Source organism: Serratia sp. P2ACOL2, assembly GCF_003691565.1.
Classification (GTDB): Bacteria; Pseudomonadota; Gammaproteobacteria; order Enterobacterales; family Enterobacteriaceae; genus Serratia; species Serratia liquefaciens.
Genome location: NZ_CP033162.1, coordinates 1,650,510 through 1,674,443, shown reverse-complemented (window position 1 = coordinate 1,674,443; position 23,934 = coordinate 1,650,510). Strand labels below are relative to the sequence as shown.

Sequence of the window (23,934 nt, the reverse complement as noted above, 5' to 3'; positions counted from 1 at the left end):
AAAGCGCCAGCCCATTCAAACCTGCTATTTTGGCACAGACTGGCTTAGAATGAATCTTCTTGCGGCCTGAATGTGCCCGGATGTCGTTTTTTCGCCCAAAAGGACCTGATTTTTGATGCTGTTTAACCTGAAAAAGTTCATTGGCGCCATTTTAATGCCGTTACCTGCGCTGCTGCTGTTAATGGGACTGGCGCTGTTGCTGCTGTGGTTCACCCGTTGGCAAAAAAGCGGCAGGGTCATTTTGACGGTGAGCTGGCTGTTTTTACTGCTTTTCAGCCTGCAGCCGGTGGCCGACAGGCTGCTACGCCCAATCGAATCGGAGTATGTCACCTATCGCGGCACTGACCCGGTAAAGTATATCGTGGTGCTGGGGGGCGGCTATACCTTTAATCCCGATTGGGCCCCCAGTTCCAACCTGATCGGTAACAGCCTGCCACGCGTCACGGAAGGCGTGCGCCTGTATCTCGCGCATCCCGGCGCAAAAATGGTGTTCACCGGAGCCGGGGGGCCAATACTCTGAGTAACGCGGCGACGGCGGCGAAGGTAGCGGAAAGCCTGGGAGTGCCAGGCAGCGACATGGTGCTGTTGGATCGCCCGATGGATACCGAGCAAGAGGCGTTGCAGGTGTCGAAGCTGGTCGGGCAACAGCCCTTTATTCTGGTGACCTCGGCTAACCATTTGCCACGGGCGATGCGCTTCTTTGAAGCCAAGGGGCTGCACCCTATCCCGGCACCGGCCAACCAATTGGCCATCAGCTCACGTTTGAATATCTGGGATCGCGTGGTGCCATCGGCTATGTTCCTTGGCCACAGCGAACGCGCCTGGTATGAAACGCTCGGCAGCCTGTGGCAATGGCTTAAAGGGGCCGATGAGGTTTCTGTCGACTAAACAAGCTTAACCGGCAAGCCAGGGCAGCAGCTGTTTGGAAGCATAATCAAACGGTTGCCGATCCAGCTTGCCGGTATGAATCAACCGCCCCACCGCCTCCCACACCACATACAACCAGCGCCGCACCAGGAAAGATTCCGCCACCGGCGCACGTTGCAAATAATAAAACAGCAACTGACTGGGCATTCCTGCCTCACACAGCCTGAAAAGCTCATATTCCCGTGGCGCCCACAGCATCATTCCAGGGTTCAACATCGCCAGTAATTGATCGCTTTTGGGGTCTTTTAACATACTGCGTAGCGACAAGTTGCCGTGCACCAGCACGCAGGGATCGTCGAATCCGACAAAAAAATGGGTCAATGCTTCACGTGTGCGATACAGCACGCGACGGTCTGCCATCGTCAGCTGCGGCGAATTAAGGTTGCTGACCGTTGACCACAGCACTTCCACCCGCTGTTGATACCAGCAGAACCAGTCGTTTTCCTGAGTGCTGTCGACCGTGCCGACGCAGCCGTGGCTGTCGATGCGGTGCCAGGCTAATATGCCGTCGACCACCTGTTCCATCAACGAATTCCAGCGATCCGGTGTGCGCGTCGGCGCTTCTGCGGATACGCCCCGCAAACGTTCTATCAGCAAGATCTCTTTATAGGGTGATTGCTGGGTATAGACCACGCCATACACCGTCGGCAAACGAATATCGCCTTCGCGCGCCAGCATCGACAGCTTATAGGCCTCCTGCTGGGCAATCCCTTGGCAGACAAAGCTTTTCGCCATCAGCGGAATAGCGTACCCCTGTTGGTCGTACAGTGAATACATGTGTGCATAAGGCTGCTCGCTGACGCGTTCCAGTCGGCTGATAGACTCACCCAGCACAATACTCAGTTCAGCGCGTAACTGCTCCATAAGGAAATAGCCTCAAGAGATAGGAAGAGACGCAGCTATCATCGAACGCTAAGCAGATAAATTCTTCAACGCAGATCAACAAAATGGGGATATAAGAAGGGAAATGATAATGCCGCCGGTGCGCCGTGTGGCGCACCGGCGTTCAATGATCAGCTTTTCATGCTGTCACGGACACGCTGCAAGTCTTCCGGCGTATCAACCCCCACGCTCGGCATTGCCTTGGCAACCGCCACGTGGATTTTTTCGCCGTACCACAGCACCCGCAACTGCTCCAGCAGCTCAATTTGTTCCAGTTGGCTTGGTGCCCAGGTGACATAACGGCGCACAAAGCCGGCGCGATAGGCGTAAATGCCGATATGCCGCAACAGGCTGTCGCCGATGCTCTCTTTGGATTGGGCGAAACGTTCACGATCCCACGGAATGGTGGCGCGTGAAAAGTAGAGCGCATAGCCCTGCGCATCCATCACCACTTTGACCGCATTGGGGTTGAAAGCTTCTTCCGCACTGTCGATCGGCACTGCCAAGGTAGCCATACCAGCCTGGCTGCCCGCCAGGTTTTCAGCCACCTGCCGCACAATGACCGGAGGAATAAGAGGCTCATCACCCTGAACGTTAACGATGATTTCGTCATCATTAAAGCCATAATGCTCGATCACTTCAGCCAAACGTTCGGTGCCCGAATTGTGATCGGCCCGGGTCATGCAAACTTCACCACCGGCCGCTTTCACCGCTTCGGCGACGGCTGGGTGGTCGGTCGCCACAATAACGCGGCTGGCACCGGACTCGCGCGCACGTTCCATGACGTGCACCACCATCGGCTTACCGTGAATATCGGCCAGTGGTTTCCCAGGCAAACGGGTTGAAGCATAACGAGCTGGAATAATAGCAATGAAACTCATGCGTGTTTCTCATCCAATGACAGCGCCCGCGCCTCATTTTCCAGCAGAACCGGAATGCCATCACGCAGCGGGTAGGCCAGGCCATCCACTTTACACACCAGTTCCTGGTTTTCTTTGTTGAAATAGAGCTTGCCGTTGCAGACCGGACAGGCAACGATTTCGAGTAAACGGTGGTCCATGCATCCTCCAGGGTGGAGATCTTACGTAAGGAAAGTGGGTGAGGATAGCATAACGCTATGCGCCAGGTTAATCACCGGCTGCCTTGCTGTTGCGTTTTAATCTGCTGCAGGGATTGAACTGGCATTGGCGCAGGCGTAGAATTTTGTGATTCAGATCACAAAAAGATATTTCTCATGATCAAACGTATTCATAAGATCATCGCCATGTTTGCCAACTTCAGCAACTGAGGCCACCCCCTTGTAACGAGCGGCGCTGGAATTCGTTTTACCCACGCCGACAACGCCGTTCGTTATTCCACTTCCCAACCCTCGCGCCATTCGGTCGCCAGCGGTGCCGGAATATCACCCAAAATAACCTGATTTGCACCGTGCCATTTTGCACTGCGGGTGATGGCTTGCCGAATATCCTGCATACGCTGTTTGCCAAAACGAACTTTGGTTTGCGGATGAAAACTGATGATTTCAAAGATCCCCTGTCGACGATGCATTTTTGCATCAATGCGACCAATCAGTTCTCCACGTTGCAACACGGGAAGGGTGAAATAGCCATACTGCCGTTTTTCTTTTGGCGTGTAACACTCCAACCGGTAATCGAAATCGAACAACTCCAGGGCGCGGCGGCGATCCCAAACCACTGGATCGAAGGGAGAAAGCAGAGTGGTTACGCTTGATTTCAGCTTTCCTTGCTCCGCCAGGTGCAGTTCTGCGGCCAGCGAATGGTGTACGTAAAACTCCCCGTCCAATCCGTCGATCAACACCGGCAGCACTTCTCCCTGCTGCTGTAACCCGGCCAGGAGTGCCTTCGGCGCCACTCGCTTCAGTCGGTAGTAATCTGCCAGCCATTCAGCCTTGAATATCCCAAGGAAGCGACAGGTACGCTTCAGCATCTCATGCCGCGCATGATCGGCCGCCAATACGTGCCTGTTATCATCCCAATGGGGCATTAGCCTTTCAGTAAGATCATAAACGCGGTGGAAGTTGCGTCGCTCGGCCACCATAAGTTTGCCGGCGGTAAACAGGATCTCGAGATGCCGCTTTTCCGGCTTCCAATCCCACCAACCGCTGTTACCTTTCTTCTCGGCGCTAAAATCCGCCGAACGTACGGGGCCAGTGGCTTCAATATGTTGCAGCAGTGCATCAATTGCGGTGCGATGGTCCTGCATCCACTCTTCGGAATACTTCCAGCCCATACCCTGCGGCTGCAGCATACGATGTCGCAGCAGGCCAAAATCTTCAATGGGTAAAAAGCAGGCTTCATGTGCCCAGTACTCGAACACCTGTCTACCGGCCAGCGCCTGCTCCAGCCATTCGGGCTGATAATCACCCAAGCGGCTGAACAGCACCAAATAGGGGCTGCGCGCGACAACGCTGATGGTATCGATTTGCAGGAGGCCCATACGCTGAATGGCGGCAACCACATCGTCGGGCTTGGCTTTACGTTTTATCGGGGTTAACAACCCCTGTGCGGCAAGGTGGAGCGCACGGGCGGCAGTAAGAGAAATAACGGGGGTGTTCATCCTGATATCCGAAGTGATTGAGCAATCGCTTGATAATAGTGGATATCGGGGAATTTATCTTCGCCAGTGCTTGGGGTGGCGGCACCGGCACTGGCGAGGAAGGGATGGGTCAGAACGCGATAACGTCTGCCGCTGACAGCCCATGAGAGCTGCGATAGATCGAGAACTCAACGTTCTGACCTTCGTTCAATGATTTATTTTTAGTATTGGCGATAGAACGACGGCTTACATAAATTTCGTCGCTACCATCTACCGGTGAAATAAAACCATAGCCTGCGGCTTGATCAAACCATTTCACACGGCCCATTTGTAACACAGTATTTTTAAACATAACTTATATCCTTTTACTTGAGCATCCATAACAACGTCTTTTTTATTATTGTTGGACGCTACCAGCCCATCCTAAAGTTTTTCGTTACAAACCTCTCGTGAGCAAAAAATAAAAAACCCGCACTATGGCGGGCTTGTTGAACTTAATATCTTCCGCAATGAATCAGCATTAACGCATCATCATGGTTGTATTAAGATCGTTTTACGCTATTCCCTGTTTTCTTACAGAGCAACAACGTTGGCGGCAGCCGGCCCGCGCGGGCTGTCCTGGATGGTATACTCAACACGCTGGCCTTCAGCCAGGGTTTTGAAACCGTCGGTCGCGATTGCAGAGAAATGTACGAATACATCTTTTCCACCGTCGTTCTGTTCAATAAAACCAAAACCTTTGCTTTCGTTGAACCACTTCACCTGACCAGTCTTCTTAGACATTACACATTTACCTTTTAAATATATATACAAAACCTGCCATAAGGCAATTTAGGCCGTTTTTAGAAACATTACTTATGGGAGGTACTTAGAAGGTTCGTCTTTGAAGCGGAATCAGATGATAACGTTTTTGGAGGAACTGCTTAACTCTATACTCGAACATAAATAGGTCTGTATCACAGGCCGACTTGCATTTACTCATAAATCTATTCTTTGCACAAGAGGTTTATTGCCTTATTTTTATCATTACTTCGAATTTGTTTTTATGTCTATGATTGTGCATGAGTTAATTTATCTTTTTTTATGTAAAAATCTTGGCGTTATTGCCTTCTGGACGGCCAATGTTACCGCCCTGTGCTGTTCAAATGAGAGCTAACGCATAAAAATCTAATATGCTTGCTCAAGCTATAACAAAACCCAATCGACATGGCTAAACTTGAGGTGAAAACAAGGCAGATGGCCTTTCAGCCAGCACTTATGCCGTCAAAAAAATAATTTTTCAGATTATACTGAATCAAGGAGCTATGCGCATGACCGCCCAGCAGTTCGTCTCACCGAATGAAATCCGCGCCAGATTCTCCCACGCCATGTCAGAGATGTACCAAAAAGAGGTACCTCTGTACGGCGATTTGCTCGAACTGGTAGCGGAAACTAACAGACAGGTCCTGCGCGAAGATGCCGCATTGGCTCATCAATTACAAATTACCGGCGAAATCGAACGGCTGGCCATGGAGCGTCACGGCGCTATCCGGGTGGGAACTGAGCAAGAACTGGCGACCCTGCGGCGGCTATTTAACGTTATGGGCATGTTCCCGGTCGGTTATTACGATCTGGCCGTGGCAGGCGTTCCGGTCCACTCCACCGCATTTCGTGCGGTGCATGAAGACGCGCTGCAGATCAGCCCCTTTCGCGTGTTCACTTCGCTCTTGCGACTCGAGCTGATTGATAATCCGGAACTACGTCAACTGGCGCAACAACTGTTGGCACGTCGTAGAATATTTACCGAGCGCGCACTAGAGCTGATCGCCTTGCAGGAAGCCCAGGGTGGGTTGGACGAGAACCAGGCCGACGAATTTGTCGAGCAAGCGCTGGAAACCTTCCGTTGGCACAGCCGGGCGACGGTCAGCGCAGCCGAATATCAGCAGTTGCACGACCAACACCGTTTGATTGCTGACGTGGTCGCGTTCAAAGGCCCGCACATTAACCACCTGACGCCGCGCACCCTTAATATCGACCTGGTTCAACAGGCAATGCCTGGCCGAGGCATCACTCCCAAAGCGGTGATTGAAGGGCCACCGCCGCGTCGCCGCCCTATCCTGCTGCGCCAAACCAGCTTTAAAGCGCTGGAGGAAAACGTCGATTTCGTTGAGCATGACGGCAGCGCCGTTCACGGGCACCATACTGCCCGCTTCGGTGAAATAGAACAGCGCGGCGTTGCGTTGACGACGAAAGGCCGCGCACTCTACGATCGTCTGCTGCAGGCTACCAACGATGCACTGCAGGCACCACCCAACGAGAAAAACGCAGATCGCTACAATCAACTGCTGGCGCAAAATTTTCAGGCGTTTCCGGATGATTATGCCACCCTGCGAGAGCAGCAGTTGGCCTGGTTCCGCTATTTCCCGACCGAATGCGGGCTGGCAGCCAAAGACTCATTGGATCAGCACAGCACGCTGGAACAGTTGATTGCCAAGGAATATATCCGCTTCCAGCCATTAGTGTATGAAGATTTCTTGCCGGTCAGTGCCGCGGGTATTTTCCAGTCGAATCTCGGCGATACCAGCCATGCGCAATACAACGCAACGTCCAGCAAAGCGGCGTTTGAACTGGCTTTGGGAGCCGAGGTGATCGATGAGCTATCGCTGTATCAGCAAACACAGCAACGCTCGATAGACGCCTGCGCGCAAGCCTTGGGGCTGCACGCGCTAGCGGTTTGAATTATTGCTTCAGCAGGGCTTCGATGTTTTGCAGCAGTTGCTCAGCCTGCTCGGAGGGAAGTACCGCATCAACCGGTAAATACCACCAGTTAGGCTGGGCAAAGGCCCGGCATTTGACCGCATCTTTTTCAGTCATCAGCAGCGTTTGTCCAGGGGTTACCAGCGCCGCCAGCGGGTCATGTTGGTATTCCTGATGATCGGCAAACGCCACTTCTCTTTCAACATCCACACCCAGCTTTTCCAGCGTAGCGAAGAAGCGCGGCGGATGGCCAATGCCGGCCATCGCCACCACATGCGGCAATTCAACCGCGGGCCGGCGTTCGCCAGTGGCAACATTCACCGCTTCGCGCGCCTGCAATCGCATGGCAATTTCACCCGGTTGCGCCACGCCACCGTTGCTAATCAATGCATCAACGCTGTTCAAACGCGAAACGCGTTCGCGCATCGGGCCCGCAGGCAACCACCAACCGTTCCCGAAGCGGCGTACACCATCGATCACGACCAATTCAAAATCGCGCTGTAAGGCGTAATGCTGCAAACCGTCATCGGTAATCACGACATCAAGTCGGTGCTGCTTAAGCAGCGCCTGAACCGCTTCCGCACGGTTCGGCGAGATGGCAACCGGCGCGGCGGTACGTTGATATATCAGAACCGGCTCATCCCCGGCCTGCCGGGTAGTAGTACTCGCATTGAGTAACAGCGGATACGCCTCTGCTTTACCGCCATAACCGCGCGAAACGACACCCACCCGGTAGCCACGCTGCTGCAACTGCTCCACCAGCCAGATCACCATCGGGGTTTTGCCATTGCCGCCGGCGGTGAGATTTCCCACCACCACTACCGGTACCGGCGCACGCCAGCTTTTACGCAGGCCGCAACGGTAGCTAAGCCGAATCAGTCCGCTGACCAGGCCATACAGCCAGGACAGCGGTAACAACAGCAAATAAACCTGCGAACTTCCTGACCAGATGCGTTCGATCATTATTGACCAAACTGCATACGGTGCAGCTGGGCATAGGCGCCCTGCTTTTCGATCAATACGGTATGCTCGCCACGCTCGACGATACGGCCATCCTCAACCACCAGGATTTCATCGGCTTTCTCAATCGTCGACAGACGGTGCGCAATCACCAGCGAAGTGCGGTTTTTCTGCAATTCATCCAATGCGGCCTGAATAGCACGCTCTGATTCGGTGTCCAGTGCCGAGGTGGCTTCATCGAGGATCAGAATCGGGCAATCGCGCAGCAAGGCACGGGCGATGGCGATACGCTGGCGCTGACCGCCGGAAAGCATTACGCCATTCTCGCCAATTACCGTATCCAGACCATTTTCCATTTTCTCAATGAAATCCATGGCGTAAGCCATGCGCGCTGCCTTCTCTATCTCTTCGCGGGTATAGCGTTCCTCACGCGCGTAAGCGATGTTGTTGGCGATCGTGTCATTGAACAAATGCACATTTTGCGAAACCAAGGCTACCTGATCGCGCAACGATGCAAGCGTGTATTCGCGCAGATCGTGACCATCCATCAGGATCTCGCCTTCCTGAACGTCATAGAACCGGGTCAGCAAATTGGCGATGGTCGACTTGCCCGATCCTGAACGGCCCACCAACGCCACCGTTTTACCTTCTGAAATGCTCAGATTGATATCACGCAGCGCTGGGGTTTCTTTGCCTGGATAGTAAAAAGTAACATTGCGGAATTCGATGTCGCCTTTCGCACGCGTTACTTCGCGGGTACCGGTGTCTTTTTCCTGCTCCATGTCCAGAATCGAGAACAAGGTCTGGCACGCGGCCATCCCACGCTGGAACTGCGCGTTGACGTTAGTCAGTGACTTCAGCGGACGCATCAGAGCGATCATCGAAGAGAACACCACGGTGATGGTACCGGCAGTCAGGGTTTCCATCACGCTTGGGAAGCTGGCCGCGTACAGAACAAAAGCCAGAGCCAGTGAAGCGATCAACTGAATGATAGGGTCAGAGATAGAGGAAGCGGAAACTAACTTCATTCCCTGTTGACGCATGCGGTTGCTGACCGAGTTGAAGCGATCGGTTTCAACCTGCTGGCCACCAAAAATCAGAACTTCCTTGTGGCCCTTCAGCATCTGCTCGGCGCTGGTAGTCACCTGCCCCATGGTGTTCTGCATATTTTTACTGATATTACGGAAGCGCTTGGAAACGATGCGGATCGCAATAGAGACAATCGGGGCCAGGACGATCAGGATCACCGAAAGCTGCCAGCTGTAATAGAACATCATGGTGAACAGCGCGATGATCGACGCCCCTTCACGCACCACGGTCACCAGTGCACTGGACGAGGATGAAGCGACCTGCTCGGAATCATAAGTGATGCGAGACAGTAATGTACCGGTAGATTGTTGGTCGAAGAAGGACACCGGCATTCTCATCATGTGGCCAAACAGACGACGACGCATGTGCATCACCACCATGCCGGAAACCCATGAAATGCAATAGCTGGAAACAAAGCCCGTCGCCCCGCGCACCACCATCAGGCCAATAACGGCCAATGGCATCCACAGCAGGATAGTGCTTTCCGTTTTCCCAAAACCGTCATCCAATAAAGGTTTAAGCAAAGACAGCATAAAGGCGTCGCTGGCTGCGTTCATTACCAACGCAATGGCGGCCACGATCAGCCCGGTCTTAAAAGGTGTGATCATCGGCCAGAGGCGACGGAAAGTCTGCCAGGTGGAGAGATCTTTATCATTCATCATGCAAATACCAGCATCGGAAGAAATAGCGGCCCATTTTACTCATTATCACCCTCTACGCCAAACCGCTGATGGTACCAACGGGGCATTATTTGTTCACGAAAGCCTTTAATTTGCCAATCGTTGTCGAAAAAAAGTACGGATAACTGACCGGAGCGCGATGTATCGCGCCATATGATGCCATTTTCCCGATATCTGGCGACCACTTTAACCGCAGGTAATCGCCATTTATTGTAACGCGATGCGGAAGCTATTGCCGCTTCCGGCGCTACAGCACGTAAAAATGGCGGAGTGGATGACGTTTTACTGCCATGATGGGGAACCTGTAATATCGTCGCGCGCAACAAATGGCGCTGATGCCGTACCAGCTGTGCTTCCGACCTTTTCTCTGCATCACCGGTCAGCAACAGGCTGTATTTGCCATCATCGATACGGATGACGCACGAGTCGTCATTTCCCGCGGTCTTTACTGCTTTCGGTGGCCACAGCACCTGGAATTGCAGCGATTGCCATTGCCAACTTTCCCCCGCGACGCAGGGTAAGTGGCCAGCGCCAAGCCGCGGACTTCTCACCGTCGCCAGCGGGAATGCCTGCTGCAATTCCTCAAGACCACCGATATGGTCCAAATGATCGTGGCTAATGACGATTTGATCCACCGGCAGCCCACGCCAGTTAAGAAAGGGGACGATATTGCGCGTGGCCGCGCTGCCCGTCCCCCAACGGGGCCCAGTATCGTACAATATCGCGCGGCCATTCTTTTCAACCACCATGGCCAAGCCATGACCAATATCGAGCATATCTACGCGCCAGCGATATGACGGGGCTTTCTCCCGCCACAGCAGGCAGCACACTGCCAGCGTTACCAGCACCGAGACATAGCGCAGCCACCAACGAAAGCGCCAGAAAATCACCATCAACCAGCCCATAATGCTGATAACCAGCGATACTGCGCCAAGGTCAAGCCACCCGTTTTTCAGGTAGTGTAATGGGGTGAAAACCCACGCTAGCGTGAGGTCTGCTGCCCACCACAACCCGGTACTCAACGGAGGGAAAATCCCCAGTACCACGGCGAGAAGGATCAGCGGAACCGTCACCAGGGAAACCAAGGGTACGGCCCAAAGATTAGCCGGTATAGAGGTCATACTTAGGCCAAGAAACAAGCCTGCTTGCATCGGCACCAGCAACAATGTGATACCAAACTGGATATGCAGCCAACGCAGCGGAGCCCAATACCATCCCACGCGAAAACGGGGACTGAGGGGGACCCATTCAAACCAAAATATCAGGCACAACACCGCCGTCGCCGAGAGCCAAAAGCTGTCGGACAACACCGCCAGCGGATCGCAAATCAGTATCAAGCCGATACACCACAACCAAACTTGCCAAGAAGAACAATGAATGCCCCGTATGCGCAACAGCATCCAGAGCGTCAACGCCAGGCCGGTTCTTACCGCCGGTGGGTGCGCGCCAGCCAACCAGATATAACCTAGCGCCCCGAGCCAACTGGCAATCAGAGGGAAACGGTAGCCGATTCGGTGGGCAGGTAACCAAAACTGAATTACCCGCAGCAAAGACCAAATCAAAATGGCCACCATCGCCACATGCAGCCCTGAAATGGCCATCAGGTGAGCAATACCGGTTTTTAACATCAGCGAACGCAGTGAAGGCTCTAGTGCCCCGCGCTCACCAAAGGCCAAAGCCAGTAAAACGGCCTGATAACGAACCGTACCAATATTGCTTTCGGCATGGCGGATAATTCGCTGTCGCCAGCTACAGGCGGGATCCTGAAGTATGGCGCTCTTTACCTGTGCCGTTAATGGTTGACGCTGCGAGATAGCCCAACGTTGGCTGTCGAAGCCCCCTTCATTTAAATTGCCATGCATCGGTCGCAGGCGCAGTTGCATCTGCCAACGCTGTCCGGCGCACAAAGGTTGCTCTTTGGGTTGCCACAGTGTGGAAAACGCAATGGATGGCACCAACCACCTGCCATTAATCTGTTCTATATGCATTACCGTCTGCTTGCGTGCCGTAGCCGCAAGCGCAATGCTGCTAACTTCGACCACGGCATGCACTACAGGCCCCTGGCTCAGGCGGTTGATTTGGTCGACCAGGTTTCCGGCAGTGAATACCGCCCACAGAAAGCCTAAAACCCCCCATGCCATAAATCGGCATAGGGAGCCCCTGCACCACAGGTAACAACAGATGGGCAAAATGACGCATAGCATTATTCGTGCGTCAGGCAGATGCGGCATGAAAAGCAGGGGCAGAGTGCCGCAGATAATCGCGATGATCGCCAAATCCAGCGAGGTCTTGATAGGGTGTCTCCCGGTTTGGGGCAGCTATTCAAGCCGCCAACATCACGGGATTGTTCACATCAAGACCAGGTTCCACCAGCCATAATCTAAAGACGTGCGCGAGGCGCCGCACAATAACTGTGACCGTTACCTTCAGGGGCAACATGTTGCGACGTAGTAAGCAGAAAAGTGCAGAATCAACCGGTCAATCTCAGCGTTCAGGCCAAAAAAAACGGCGCCCTAGGGGCGCCGTTTTATATTTCAGTACAAGCAACAACTCTATGGAAGTCAGTGACTAACCATAGATATTGGCGCGGTCACGCAGCTCTTTGCCTGGCTTGAAGTGAGGAACGTACTTGCCGTCCAACTCAACTTTATCACCAGTTTTCGGGTTGCGACCCACACGCGGAGCACGGTAGTGAAGAGAAAAACTGCCGAATCCGCGGATCTCAATGCGTTCACCATCGGCTAACGTAGCAGCCATATGTTCTAGCATCTCTTTCACTGCATCCTCAACGGCTTTCGCCGGTACATGAGATTGCTGGCCAGCAAGTCTTTCAATAAGTTCAGACTTGGTCATAGTTCCTCCAAGCTTTGCAGCTAAACTACCGTATCGGGGCGATTAAAAAACCGCCCCCCGTCATTACTCGCCTTTAGCCGCTTTGAAAGCTTCAGCCATAGCGTTAGAGAAGTTGCTCTCTTCCTGTTTGTTGTTAACAGTAGCGATTGCGTCTTTCTCGTCAGCTTCGTCCTTAGCACGTACGGACAGGCTTACTACGCGGTTCTTACGGTCAACGCCGGTGAATTTAGCTTCAACGTCGTCACCCACATTCAGAACCAGAGTTGCATCTTCAATGCGGTCGCGAGAGGCTTCAGATGCACGCAGGTAACCTTCTACGCCGCCTGCTAATTCAACTGTAGCACCTTTGGCGTCAACTGCAGTGACTTTACCAGTAACAATAGTACCTTTCTTGTTCATAGACAGGTAGTTATTGAACGGGTCTTCAGCCAGTTGCTTCACGCCCAGGGAGATACGCTCGCGCTCTGCATCAACTTGCAGAACAACCGCTGCGATTTCGTCGCCTTTCTTGTATTCACGAACTGCTTCTTCACCTGCAACGTTCCAGGAGATGTCAGACAGGTGAACCAGGCCGTCGATGCCGCCGTCCAGGCCGATGAAGATACCGAAGTCAGTGATAGACTTGATTTTACCTTCAACGCGGTCGCCCTTGTTGTGGGTTTCTGCAAACTGCTGCCATGGGTTGTTTTTGCACTGCTTCAGACCCAGGGAGATACGACGACGCTCTTCATCGATGTCCAGAACCATAACTTCCACTACATCGCCCACGTTAACAACTTTGGACGGATGGATGTTTTTGTTGGTCCAATCCATTTCAGAAACGTGTACCAGGCCTTCAACGCCTTCTTCGATTTCTACGAAGCAGCCGTAATCAGTCAGGTTGGTTACACGACCAGTCAGCTTGGTGCCTTCTGGGTAACGTTTCGCGATAGCGACCCATGGATCTTCGCCCAGTTGCTTCAGGCCCAGGGAAACACGAGTACGCTCGCGGTCGAACTTCAGCACTTTAACAGTGATTTCGTCGCCAACGTTGACGATTTCGCTCGGATGCTTAACGCGTTTCCAAGCCATATCAGTGATGTGCAGCAGGCCGTCTACGCCGCCCAGATCAACGAATGCACCGTAGTCAGTGAGGTTCTTAACGATACCTTTAACTTCCATGCCTTCCTGCAGGTTTTCCAGCAGTTGATCACGTTCTGCGCTGTTCTCTGATTCGATAACCGCACGGCGAGAAACTACAACGTTGTTGCGTTTCTGGTCCAGCTTGATGACTTTGAACTCAAGCTCTTTGCCTTCCAGGTGCAGAGTGTCACGTACTGGACGCACGTCGACCAGGGAACCTGGCAGGAACGCACGAATACCGTTCAGCTCTACAGTGAAGCCACCCTTAACTTTGCCGTTGATAACACCGACGACAGTTTCAGCTTCTTCGTAAGCTTTTTCCAGCGTGATCCAAGCTTCGTGACGCTTAGCTTTCTCACGGGACAGCAGAGTTTCACCGAAGCCATCTTCAACAGCGTCCAGCGCAACATCAACTTCGTCGCCTACCTGGATTTCCAGCTCGCCCTGTGCGTTTTTGAATTGCTCAGCCGGGATGGCAGACTCAGATTTCAGACCGGCGTCAACCAGTACTACGTCTTTGTCGATAGCAACTACAACGCCACGAACGATGGAACCCGGACGGGTTTCGATTGTTTTCAGGGATTCTTCAAAGAGTTGAGCGAAAGATTCAGTCATGTTTAATCTTCAGGGTTCTATAGTTTAACGTCCATTTAGCATCCCGCCGAATGGGGTTGTTTCACATACCCCGCCATTGGCTCCATGCCGACAGGGTTTAGGTTACAGGGGTAAAATTTTACCCGATATAGTTCGATACTGCCATGACAAATATGACAAAAAGCCAATAACGCCGCCGCGCTTACTGCTGAGGCAACGCTAAAACTTCATGTGCATATGTCAGCGCACGCTGGATGACTTCGTCGATCGACATGCTGGTTGAATCCAGCACGAGGGCGTCGGAGGCCGGCACCAGTGGCGCGATAGGCCGATTACGGTCACGGTCATCCCGTTCCTTTATCTCGGCTAAAAGACGTTCAAAGTTAACATTAAAGCCCTTTTCCTGCAACTGTAGCATGCGGCGGTGCGCACGCTCTTCAGAACTGGCATCCAGGAAAATTTTTACCGGCGCATCGGGGAATACCACGGTGCCCATGTCGCGTCCATCGGCAATCAGGCCCGGGGCCTCGCGGAATGCACGCTGGCGCCGCAACAAGGCTTCACGCACGCGCGGAAAAGCCGCTGCCTGCGAAGCGGTATTGCCGACGGTTTCAGTGCGGATCTCATTGCTGACATCCTCACCTTCCAAAATCACCTGCAGTTTGCCACCTTCGGCAACAAAGCGAACATCGAGATGTGCGGCCAGGGGAACCAGCGCCTCCTCAGAAGTGATATCAACCTGATGATGCAGTGCCGCCAGTGCCAGTACGCGATAGATCGCACCGGAATCCAGCAAACGCCAACCAAGGGATTCGGCCAGCGCCTTACACAAAGTACCTTTGCCTGCGCCACTTGGTCCATCAACGGTTATCACCGGAGCTGTAGCCGTCATTTCTCTCTCCTTCAGGTAGAAAACCTCACAGGGACATAACCTGCCGTCAGCACAATGCGAAAGCATAATTAAAAGCGTCCCTGCCGCCTGCCCAGTCGGGGCAGTCACGGTGGCGTATTATACGCTGCCAAACGACTAACTGTTACCCTGGAACTGTCTGGTTGTTGAAAATAAGCGTACGTCCGCGCAAAAGTATAGTGGACGCCCGTAGCCTGCGGGCGTTAAAAACGATAAAGGCCCAATTAAGGGCCTTAAAAAAAAGCATCTGACTGTGGAATTATGCCAATTGACTGATGCGCGCCAGCTGTTCGAAGTAATCCGGGAAGGTTTTCGCGGTACATTTCGGATCGAGAATGGTCACTGGGGTGTCCGATAACGCCACCAGCGAGAAGCACATCGCCATACGGTGATCATTATAGGTGCCGATATCGGCAAATTTCAGCTTGGCCGGTGGCACCACGTGAATGTAGTCTTCCCCTTCATCCACCTCAGCCCCCACTTTACGCAGCTCCGTCGCCATCGCCGCCAGGCGATCGGTCTCTTTAACCCGCCAGTTGTAGATATTGCGGATGGTGGTCGGGCCTTCGGCAAACAGGGCTGCGGTTGCGATGGTCATTGCCGCATCAGGAATATGGTTCATGTCCATGTCGATACCGCGCAGTTCACCGCGACAGCATTCAATATAGTCATCGCCCCAGGTAATACGTGCACCCATTTTTTCCAGCACGTCGGCAAACTTGGTGTCGCCCTGAACGCTTTTTCTACCAATGCCGGTAACGCGGACAGTACCGCCTTTAATCGCCGCCGCCGCCAGGAAATAAGACGCGGAAGAGGCATCCCCTTCCACCAGATAATCACCCGGTGAGCGATAGGTTTGGCTACCGCTAATGTGGAACACGCGATAGTTGTCGTGGCTGACTTCAACGCCGAAAGTGCGCATCAGATGCAGGGTGATATCAATGTACGGCTTGGAAACCAGCTCGCCCTTGATATGGATATGGGTGTCCTGTTTGGCCAGCGGTGCCGTCATCAGCAATGCGGTAAGAAACTGACTGGATACGCTGCCGTCCACGGTCACATCACCGCCCTGGAAGCCACCGCGCAGGCGCAATGGCGGGTAATCGGTCTGCTCCAGATAATCAATCTGCGCGCCACCCTGGCGCAGGGCATCCACCAGATGACCGATTGGGCGCTCTTTCATCCGCGGTTCGCCGGTCAACACCACATCATTGCTGCCCAGGCACAGCGCCGCCGCCAAAGGGCGCATCGCGGTGCCTGCATTGCCGAGGAACAGCTCAAGCGGTTGATTAGCCACCAGCGGGCCGGCAACACCTTCGACTGTACAGGTGGTACGATCGTCTGACAGTTGGTAACTCACCCCTAATGCCTGTAGCGCATTCAGCATATGGCGCACGTCATCGCTGTCCAGCAGATTGGTCAGCGTCGTCGTCCCCTCCGCAAGCGCAGCCAGCAGCAGAGCACGGTTGGACACGCTCTTGGAGCCAGGTAAGTTGACGGTGCCATTGACCAAGGCAACCGGTTGTAACGTCAGGGAATCCACCATGTGAACAAAAATCTCCAAAATCTGATAAACGAAACGGCCCCGGGATAATGCCGGAGCCGCTTTAACGCAAAAGGACAACAGCGAAGGCTACCTGCTCACGGCAGGCGCCGGACTTAACCGTGACGACGTTCGAAGTCGACCATAAAGTCGGTTAAGGTCTTCACCCCGGCCAACGGCATTGCATTGTAAATAGAAGCACGCATGCCGCCAACCACCCGGTGACCTTTTAACGCCTGCAGGCCAATAGCTTCTGCTTCGCTGAGGAAGACTTTATCCAGCGCAGAATCCGCCAGTTGGAACGGCACGTTCATCCAGGAGCGGTTGGCATGCGCCACCCGGCTACGGTAGAAGTCAGAGCTGTCGATTGTCGCGTACAGCAATTCGGCCTTGGCCTGGTTGCGTTTGTGCATCTCTACCAGGCCGCCCTGCTCTTTCAGCCATTTGAACACCAGGCCGGACAGGTACCAGGCAAAGGTCGGCGGCGTGTTGAACATGGAATCGTTTTCGGCCAGCACGGTGTAATCGAGGATGGACGGGACTTCGCGACGCGCTTTGCCCAGCAGATCTTCACGTACGATCACCAGGGTCAGGCCGGCCGGCCCAATGTTTTTCTGCGCACCGGCGTAAATTACGCCGAAACGGCTGACGTCCAGCGGACCCGACAGAATGGTGGAGGAGTAATCGCCAATCACCACTTTATCGCCAAAGTCAGGTAACTCATCGATCGCTACGCCGTCGATGGTTTCATTCGGGCAATAGTGGACATAGGCCGCGTCATCGCTTAACTGCCACTCTTTCATCGGTTTGATGCCGAGCAGGCCGTCGACGTTGGTTTTCACGTCAATGGTGTTTGGCGAGCAGTATTTTTGCGCTTCGGTGATGGCGCTGTGCGCCCAATAACCGCCGTCGATATAGTCCGCGGTGGTTTTGTCACCCAGCAGGTTCAACGGCAACGCAGCAAACTGTGCGCGAGCGCCACCGTGGCAGAACAGCACTTTATAATTGGAGGGGATCTTCAGCAGATCGCGCAGATCCTGCTCGGACTGCTGGGCAACTTCGATGAACTCTTTACTGCGATGGCTAATTTCCATCACCGAGGTACCGAGGCCGTGCCAGTTGCACAGCTCCTGTTCTGCACGACGCAACACTTCAACCGGCAGCATTGCCGGGCCAGAGCTAAAATTATAAACCTGAGTCATTTCCCCTCACCACATTCACTATTCGCCAATGATACTGGCCTACCGAAATACGCCCGAAGTAACCCATCGGTTTTATCACTCACGCCCCCCGCCTGCAATGGTTATTCGCCCGATGCCGGGAAAGCCTTGAACGTGACGATAACAGGCTCTGCCAAATCACCGGTATTTTCTGCAATAAAACGCTGTGAAGGTGGCCAATTCAGTGGGTTAACGCGGTTTTTTATGCTGTATTCAGCCAACATGGCTAGGGGGCTCCAGGGCCCCCGAATGAGGAAAATGCACTCAGTATTGATTGAACATCTGCTGGATCTGTTTGGCGTCCTTGGTCTGCGTCAACGCCAGTTGAAGCAGGATCCGCGCCTTCTGCGGGTTCAGCGTACCGGAGGCGACAAAGCCGAACTTCGCGTCATCCACTTCAGCGTCTTCGGTGGTGGAGCCAGTGGGCACTCTGGAAGAACGCACCACGGCGACACCGTTATGTGCGGCCGTCGCCAGCGTATCGAACACCGTTTTATACAGGTTGCCGTTACCGACCCCGGCACTGACGATGCCTTGATACCCTTCGGCGATCAAAGCCTTCGCAGGGGCATCGGAAGCATTGGCGTAATTGTAGATAATGCCTACCTTCGGCAACGCTGTCAGGCTGGACACGTCAAACGGGGTCTCGGTGGTGTGCTTGCGCTGCGGCGCACGCTGGTAATCAACCTTGCCGTTGTGGATGTAACCAAGCGGGCCGAAGTTAGGCGACTGGAAAGTCTGCACCGACGTAGTATTGGTTTTTGTCACATCGCGTGCATCCAACACGCTGTCGTTCATCGCCACCAACACCCCGCGTTTCGCCGATTGCGGATCTGCCGCCGTCACCACTGCGTTATACAGATTGAACGGACCATCAGCGCTCATCGCCGTTGCCGGGCGCATTGCCCCGACGATCACCACCGGTTTGTCACATTTGACCGTGAGATCCAGAAAATAGGCGGTCTCTTCCAGCGTATCTGTGCCGTGGGTAACGACAAAGCCGTCAGTTTTGGCGCAGTCGGCGTTGATTTTCTTCGCCAGCTTCAGCCACACCTCATCGTTCATGTCCTGCGACCCGATGTTCACCACCTGCTCGCCCTGCACGTTGGCGAGGTTTTTTAGCTCAGGCACAGCACTCACTAAAGCGTCAACGCCCAGTTTCCCCGCCGTATAGTTGGATTTCGTCGCCGATTCGCCACCGCCGGCAATGGTGCCGCCGGTCGCCAACAAGGTAATGGTAGGCAAAGCCAACGCCGAACCGCTCGCCCCCGCCAACAGTAGCGCCACGGCGCTGAGTTTCACTGATTTCATTGAGTTTCTCCATGATAGATAACCCGCTGAATTATGGCCCTTATCCCTAAAAAAACTGTGACTTTGCCACCGCTTTAGGAATACATGGAGCTTGAGCGTAAAACCCCGTATCATTGCGCGTTTTTAGTACGCTCAAAAAGTGAAGACAATGACGCAAACAAAACAAATAAATTTCAACAATTTGATTTATATGTAATTTTTACATTAAACTGACGTCATCATTTAGTTTTCGGCCCCACCACGTACCCCACGGTAAAATGTGAATGCATATCTTTGATCCTCACTGATAGTGAACCAGGTAATTATATTGAGCGTTTTTCAATCATCAATTTAACTCTTGATTATGGATTTATTTTCCCCGAAAAAATTCCCTATATATAACCAGAAGATGGTGGGTTCGGTAGGTTCAGTCGGTTCACGCAAGTAACCGGTTGAAATTAAAGGAATATATTTTTCATTTTGAACCGACCTATGGGTTGGTTCATGAGTCGATAAAGTCGGTTCAGCGGCGTCCTAAAGGTAGGTTAAATGGGGACATGACAAATGCAACTCATTGATTATAATGGGAGTGCCGGGAGTTCATCGCAAAGTCGAGTGCTGGTATCTCCGCAGCACCAGTGCAATTGTCTCTCCCAGAACGGCATAGAGTTGATGGCTAGCCAAGCATGTAAAGGATGGAATGTTGAATGAAAACCTCTGAACTGATTGACAAACTAAATAAAATTGCCAAAACAGTTCCGTTCGATGCGGAAATAGTTACTGGTGACGACTGGTTATGGCAGGGTGTTGATAAGGTCTACCATAACCCACCGCATACCTACATTCAGTTTGATTCCTACGAAGAGAATGAATGGGGTGAGGATGAGGAAAATCGGCGCCGTGCATCGATAACGGAACTCGCAACGCGAGCCCACATGATCGAACAGGTCATAGAAATGATTGAGGCGACCCCAGATCATTCGAAGGAAAAGATTATCAGCGAACTGGGTGGGTGGGCTGCAAAAATGCAGTCGATGGCCGATGCTTTGAAAAAACAATGAAGCCGGGATGCCCCGGCATTTAGCATTATGGTTCTGCAGCTTCGAATAGCTGTTCGTCTGGAGCTGGTTCCTCAGTAAGTTCCCCCCACTGGCATTTCAAGCCGTAGGTCAATCCAACGACCGTCTGGAATATCCATCCCCTCACTCTATCCCGCGACGACCATGAAAATCAGGATTCGCTATTTCACTCTGCCATGCCTATAAATTTAACACCCCAATAGTTACATCAGCTTCGGTAAACGATCGTTTTCAGCGATCAATTATGCGTAAATCGATCGGCAATACCCATTTGCAACTCCAAGAAAACACACGCAATATTAACAATGGTTTACATATGGAGGTGTATCATGTCTGCATGCAACATGACGTTTTGCAGAACGTGCGGGTTATGGATAGCAGAAACCACCAGTTGGGCTAACGCCGAACCGGCCTACTGTGAGAAGTGCAAACCAGCATCGATTTTAAAGCGAGCGGTAACAAGAATCGGAAACCTTATCCGAGCGGTATTTATTGGTATTGTGAAAAAACAACAGTAGAAACAGCAAGCCAGATTGATAAAAGAGGCGAATTAACCCGCCTATTTTATTATTAGTTATCACGATAACATTTACGCAATTAAGAATACGTCAGCGACAGAAGCTAAGTGTAAATACCTATGTAGATAATTGGTCAAACCTGCATTCATTATCTTCAACCAACAGAGGCACCATACCTACAAGATCTGAAAATGAACCTACATTTATCCATCATAACCTGCATTACCATCCCCCATTAACAGTTTCAGGAATGTTCTGTGTCATCAGGTATACGACCGTTTTTTGATAAACTTCCCCGCCAGCGGCCGCTTTCAGAAGCCCCTCTGGATACAAGCGTAAGAAATATCCCGATAGCTAACGGTATGATAAGAAGCATTGATTTTGTTGAAATTGCATACCCATAAATATAATTTTCCAGACTTACCGCAATTAAAGGAAAGATAAGGAAAACAAGTGAAGCTTGAAAGGCAGTAGCTTTTTGCTGAAGTGCAAAGTAACACAGAATTCCAAAAACACCGGCAAATGCCCCGAGATACACTGTGGCTAATATTGAATTAACTGAAAAACTCGAAAATTGCGGTCTTTCGAAAAGGTACCCTGCCATAGTCAGTATTAACCCAGCTAAAAAGCATGGAAGCGCGTTAAATGTTATAACAGAAACAGCAAAGCTTCTTTTCTTGCATTGAGTATATATTGTCGCATGTATAATCACGGCAAGAACAAGTGCAAGTATCCCCTGCCAGTGACTCTCTGAATTTGTATTCGTTTCATTTAGGAGAATCCCCATCAGTGCCACTATAGCAATAGCTAAGCCACCTATCTGTATAGTGTTTGTCTTTTCATTCAGGGACAATATAGATGCGATCAAAACTGCCACAGGCATATTCGCAAATATAATAGAGGCAAGTCCTGAGCTGACATAAGTTTCACCATAAATCATTAATGAGAAAGGAATTGCAAAATAGAAAATGCAGATCACCAACTGAAATAATCGCTGTCCGGGCGGAAATAATAGAGGTGTTTTCTTAAACCATGCAATACTGATTAAAAAAGGTGCCGCAAACATAAACCTCATCCCCGTTGCAAATACAGGGGGAATTGTTTCAGCGGCAATCCGCATCGCCAGCCACGTCGTACCCCAGGTCAATGCAACCAGTAAAAATAATATTGACACTGTTACTTTACGCATAATGCTCCCTCAGGCAAAGAAACTAATGTAACTTTTCAAAAGGAGAAAAATATTGTTTTCTTTATTGTTTTTTTATACGTTTAGAGAAGATTTTTCTATGTCACAAGGATGGACTTATGCTGGACAAGAAAGACAAAGAACTACTAAAACTGTTGCAATGCGACTGTACCCTGAGTCTGCAGGACCTGGCAGAGGCTGTCAATTTAACACCTAATCCATGTTGGAAACGCATAAAACGTCTTGAGGACGAAGGGTTCATTATTGGTCGGGTTGCCCTGCTGAGTAAGAGCAAGCTTAATTTATCACTTACAGCCTTTGTGATGATAAAAACCCGCAACCACAGCCATGAATGGTATAAGGACTTTGTTTCACAAGTCGATGATATGGTTGAAGTGATCTCCCTTTTTCGTACCACGGGAGAATATGATTATCTCCTACAGGTGGTAGTTTCAGATATGAAGGGTTACGATGATTTCTATAAAAAACTAGTAAGGTTAGTTAATGAATTAAGTGATGTCACATCCAGTTTCTCCATGGAGGAAATAAAATACACTACTCAAATTCCATTACCAGGTTAACTGTTTCGTTATTTATTTTTAATGTCAGTTGCCATAAACAAGCGTTTTATGGCAACCATCCTCTGACATTCGCGATCTGAATAGCGTTAATCGAAATAGCCAATGCCATCGGATTTCTTTTTCTTCTTCGCGCCTTTATTGCCGGTAGGCGGTTTAATATCAGTGGCCAGGTTAAACGCCATCGTCAGGCCCGAGCTACTCAAAGAGAACGCCAGGGACTCGATTAACCAGGTGCGATCCTCTTCCTCACCAAATCCCGCCGTTGTTATCCGGCTTTCAGCCGTCAACGGCACATACTGCGGCCGGCCCGGGCCGCTTAGCGTCATTCGCCTTTCGTTCCGGTTGGCCTGCGTCATTTTTGATTTGGCGCTGCTGTCCGCCTGGGCTTTGCTCGGCTGCGTGAAGGGGTTGGACTGGTCAGGCCCATCATGCTCCAGTGATTGCGTTTTCGTTCGACCATCAGCGGGGTCGAAATAGGCAACGCTCACTTTGCCCTTTTTGCCCTTACCGTCTGCAGTCTTCGCCGGCTTTCCCGTTGTGGCCCCGCGCTGGCCATCTGAATAGCTCCACGAGGATAGCGCCTCCCGGGTTATCGTTACGTTACTGAGGGCGCCACCGCTGGCGGTGGTCGCCTCCCCCTGCTCCAGGAACAACCAATAACCACCGGCGGCCTTGCTTACCGCGTTATGCGCACGCGCCAGGCGGGTCATAAGCGCCGCGTCGGACTCTCTCACCTGGTCAATGTGTTCTATCGCGATACTGGCCAGCTGCGTGGCTATTTTGGGGATGAGGCCGTTATCGGTGGCCACCGTTTTCACAATGTCCCCCAGCGTCACGCCGTCCCAGCTGCGGCTTTTCTGGCTCTGCACATCACCTGGCTGTTTTTGCGCGTTCATTGGGGCCGATGTGGCGTAAAGCTGGATCTTGCGCGGTGGCCCGCTACTGGCGCGGCCAGACACCACAAACCAACCCTTATCAACCAACTGGCCATTAAAGCCCAGGGCAACGCTCAGACGGGCGCCTTTTGACGGGAGTTTTAGCGTTTCCGACAGGAGGGTAATTTGCAGTTCATCAGTTTTGCCCGTGGCGCCGCCGTTGTCCGTTAAGCTGAGATCCACCAGGTTTTCACGAATGATCGCGGTTATATCCCGCCCCTCCGCAATAATGCGGAATTCTGGCCGGAATTCGGCCGGCTGTTTTTGTTGCAT

Annotated in this window: 21 protein-coding genes and 1 pseudogene; 4 read left to right on the top strand and 18 right to left on the bottom strand. The window is 52.1% G+C overall.

Translation table 11 applies throughout. The annotated features are described in order from the left end of the window. Window positions 1–115 precede the first annotated feature (115 nt). Window positions 116–888 (top strand): annotated as a pseudogene (elyC, locus tag EBA31_RS08055) (envelope biogenesis factor ElyC). 6 nt (window positions 889–894) lie between these two features. On the opposite strand, the gene EBA31_RS08050 reads toward elyC, so the two are convergent. The 6 genes from EBA31_RS08050 to EBA31_RS08025 form a co-directional block, all read right to left on the bottom strand. Continuing rightward, on the bottom strand, window positions 895–1,791 hold the full coding sequence (locus tag EBA31_RS08050) for a YcbJ family phosphotransferase (protein ID WP_122078254.1): 897 nt from the start codon (window positions 1,789–1,791) through the stop codon (window positions 895–897). A gap of 149 nt (window positions 1,792–1,940) precedes the next feature. Beyond that, window positions 1,941–2,690: a 3-deoxy-manno-octulosonate cytidylyltransferase gene (gene kdsB, locus EBA31_RS08045; protein WP_020826139.1), complete on the bottom strand. Its 750-nt coding sequence runs from the start codon at window positions 2,688–2,690 to the stop codon at window positions 1,941–1,943. Continuing rightward, the gene (locus EBA31_RS08040) at window positions 2,687–2,869 is read right to left on the bottom strand and encodes a Trm112 family protein (RefSeq protein ID WP_006320791.1); all 183 of its coding nucleotides are present in this window, start codon (window positions 2,867–2,869) and stop codon (window positions 2,687–2,689) included. Before EBA31_RS08040 ends, kdsB begins: the two co-directional genes overlap by 4 nt. A gap of 290 nt (window positions 2,870–3,159) precedes the next feature. Then, window positions 3,160–4,386, bottom strand: coding sequence for a winged helix-turn-helix domain-containing protein (locus tag EBA31_RS08035; RefSeq protein ID WP_122078251.1), 1,227 nt, complete (start codon window positions 4,384–4,386; stop codon window positions 3,160–3,162). 109 nt (window positions 4,387–4,495) lie between these two features. Then, the gene (locus EBA31_RS08030) at window positions 4,496–4,717 is read right to left on the bottom strand and encodes a cold-shock protein (RefSeq protein ID WP_006320799.1); all 222 of its coding nucleotides are present in this window, start codon (window positions 4,715–4,717) and stop codon (window positions 4,496–4,498) included. 221 nt (window positions 4,718–4,938) lie between these two features. Further along, window positions 4,939–5,148: a cold-shock protein gene (locus EBA31_RS08025; protein ID WP_020826136.1), complete on the bottom strand. Its 210-nt coding sequence runs from the start codon at window positions 5,146–5,148 to the stop codon at window positions 4,939–4,941. Window positions 5,149–5,675: 527 nt separating this feature from the next. Here EBA31_RS08025 and EBA31_RS08020 point away from each other — a divergent pair. Then, window positions 5,676–7,082, top strand: a complete 1,407-nt coding sequence (locus EBA31_RS08020) for a VOC family protein (protein ID WP_122078248.1) — start codon at window positions 5,676–5,678, stop codon at window positions 7,080–7,082. A gap of 1 nt (window position 7,083) precedes the next feature. Here the strand turns inward: EBA31_RS08020 and lpxK are convergent, their stop codons facing one another. The 10 genes from lpxK to ansB all read right to left on the bottom strand — a co-directional run bounded on the left by lpxK (window position 7,084) and on the right by ansB (window position 19,383). Continuing rightward, a complete protein-coding gene (lpxK, locus tag EBA31_RS08015; protein ID WP_122078246.1) occupies window positions 7,084–8,064 on the bottom strand; it encodes a tetraacyldisaccharide 4'-kinase in 981 nt (326 codons plus the stop codon). Continuing rightward, window positions 8,064–9,812 carry a lipid A ABC transporter ATP-binding protein/permease MsbA gene (msbA, locus tag EBA31_RS08010; RefSeq protein WP_122078243.1) on the bottom strand — a complete coding sequence of 583 codons (1,749 nt, stop codon included), beginning with the start codon at window positions 9,810–9,812 and terminating at the stop codon, window positions 8,064–8,066. Before msbA ends, lpxK begins: the two co-directional genes overlap by 1 nt. Before the next feature lie 35 nt (window positions 9,813–9,847). Next, complete coding sequence (locus EBA31_RS08005) at window positions 9,848–12,148, bottom strand: ComEC family protein (RefSeq protein ID WP_162302930.1); 2,301 nt, start codon at window positions 12,146–12,148, stop codon at window positions 9,848–9,850. 250 nt (window positions 12,149–12,398) lie between these two features. Beyond that, a complete protein-coding gene (gene ihfB, locus EBA31_RS08000; RefSeq protein ID WP_004942652.1) occupies window positions 12,399–12,683 on the bottom strand; it encodes an integration host factor subunit beta in 285 nt (94 codons plus the stop codon). Between the two features lie 63 nt (window positions 12,684–12,746). After that, window positions 12,747–14,420 carry a 30S ribosomal protein S1 gene (gene rpsA, locus EBA31_RS07995; protein ID WP_020826130.1) on the bottom strand — a complete coding sequence of 558 codons (1,674 nt, stop codon included), beginning with the start codon at window positions 14,418–14,420 and terminating at the stop codon, window positions 12,747–12,749. A gap of 181 nt (window positions 14,421–14,601) precedes the next feature. Continuing rightward, window positions 14,602–15,291: a (d)CMP kinase gene (cmk, locus tag EBA31_RS07990; protein WP_020826129.1), complete on the bottom strand. Its 690-nt coding sequence runs from the start codon at window positions 15,289–15,291 to the stop codon at window positions 14,602–14,604. Between the two features lie 277 nt (window positions 15,292–15,568). After that, entirely contained in the window at window positions 15,569–16,855 is a 1,287-nt protein-coding gene (gene aroA / locus EBA31_RS07985; protein WP_122078238.1) for a 3-phosphoshikimate 1-carboxyvinyltransferase, read from the bottom strand. Between the two features lie 113 nt (window positions 16,856–16,968). Then, window positions 16,969–18,054, bottom strand: a complete 1,086-nt coding sequence (gene serC, locus EBA31_RS07980; RefSeq protein WP_020826127.1) for a 3-phosphoserine/phosphohydroxythreonine transaminase — start codon at window positions 18,052–18,054, stop codon at window positions 16,969–16,971. A gap of 101 nt (window positions 18,055–18,155) precedes the next feature. Further along, a complete protein-coding gene (locus EBA31_RS26750) occupies window positions 18,156–18,296 on the bottom strand; it encodes a hypothetical protein (protein WP_162302872.1) in 141 nt (46 codons plus the stop codon). A 40-nt stretch (window positions 18,297–18,336) separates the two neighbouring features. Then, window positions 18,337–19,383: an L-asparaginase 2 gene (ansB, locus tag EBA31_RS07975; RefSeq protein ID WP_046373997.1), complete on the bottom strand. Its 1,047-nt coding sequence runs from the start codon at window positions 19,381–19,383 to the stop codon at window positions 18,337–18,339. A 686-nt stretch (window positions 19,384–20,069) separates the two neighbouring features. Here ansB and EBA31_RS07970 point away from each other — a divergent pair. Then, window positions 20,070–20,423: a hypothetical protein gene (locus EBA31_RS07970; protein WP_122078236.1), complete on the top strand. Its 354-nt coding sequence runs from the start codon at window positions 20,070–20,072 to the stop codon at window positions 20,421–20,423. A gap of 780 nt (window positions 20,424–21,203) precedes the next feature. Here the strand turns inward: EBA31_RS07970 and EBA31_RS07965 are convergent. Continuing rightward, entirely contained in the window at window positions 21,204–22,148 is a 945-nt protein-coding gene (locus EBA31_RS07965; protein ID WP_122078234.1) for a DMT family transporter, read from the bottom strand. A gap of 116 nt (window positions 22,149–22,264) precedes the next feature. On the opposite strand from EBA31_RS07965, the gene EBA31_RS07960 reads away from it, so the two are divergent. Then, the gene (locus tag EBA31_RS07960) at window positions 22,265–22,726 is read left to right on the top strand and encodes an Lrp/AsnC family transcriptional regulator (RefSeq protein ID WP_122078231.1); all 462 of its coding nucleotides are present in this window, start codon (window positions 22,265–22,267) and stop codon (window positions 22,724–22,726) included. 86 nt (window positions 22,727–22,812) lie between these two features. Here the strand turns inward: EBA31_RS07960 and EBA31_RS07955 are convergent, their stop codons facing one another. Further along, window positions 22,813–23,934, bottom strand: a complete 1,122-nt coding sequence (locus EBA31_RS07955) for a contractile injection system protein, VgrG/Pvc8 family (protein ID WP_122078228.1) — start codon at window positions 23,932–23,934, stop codon at window positions 22,813–22,815.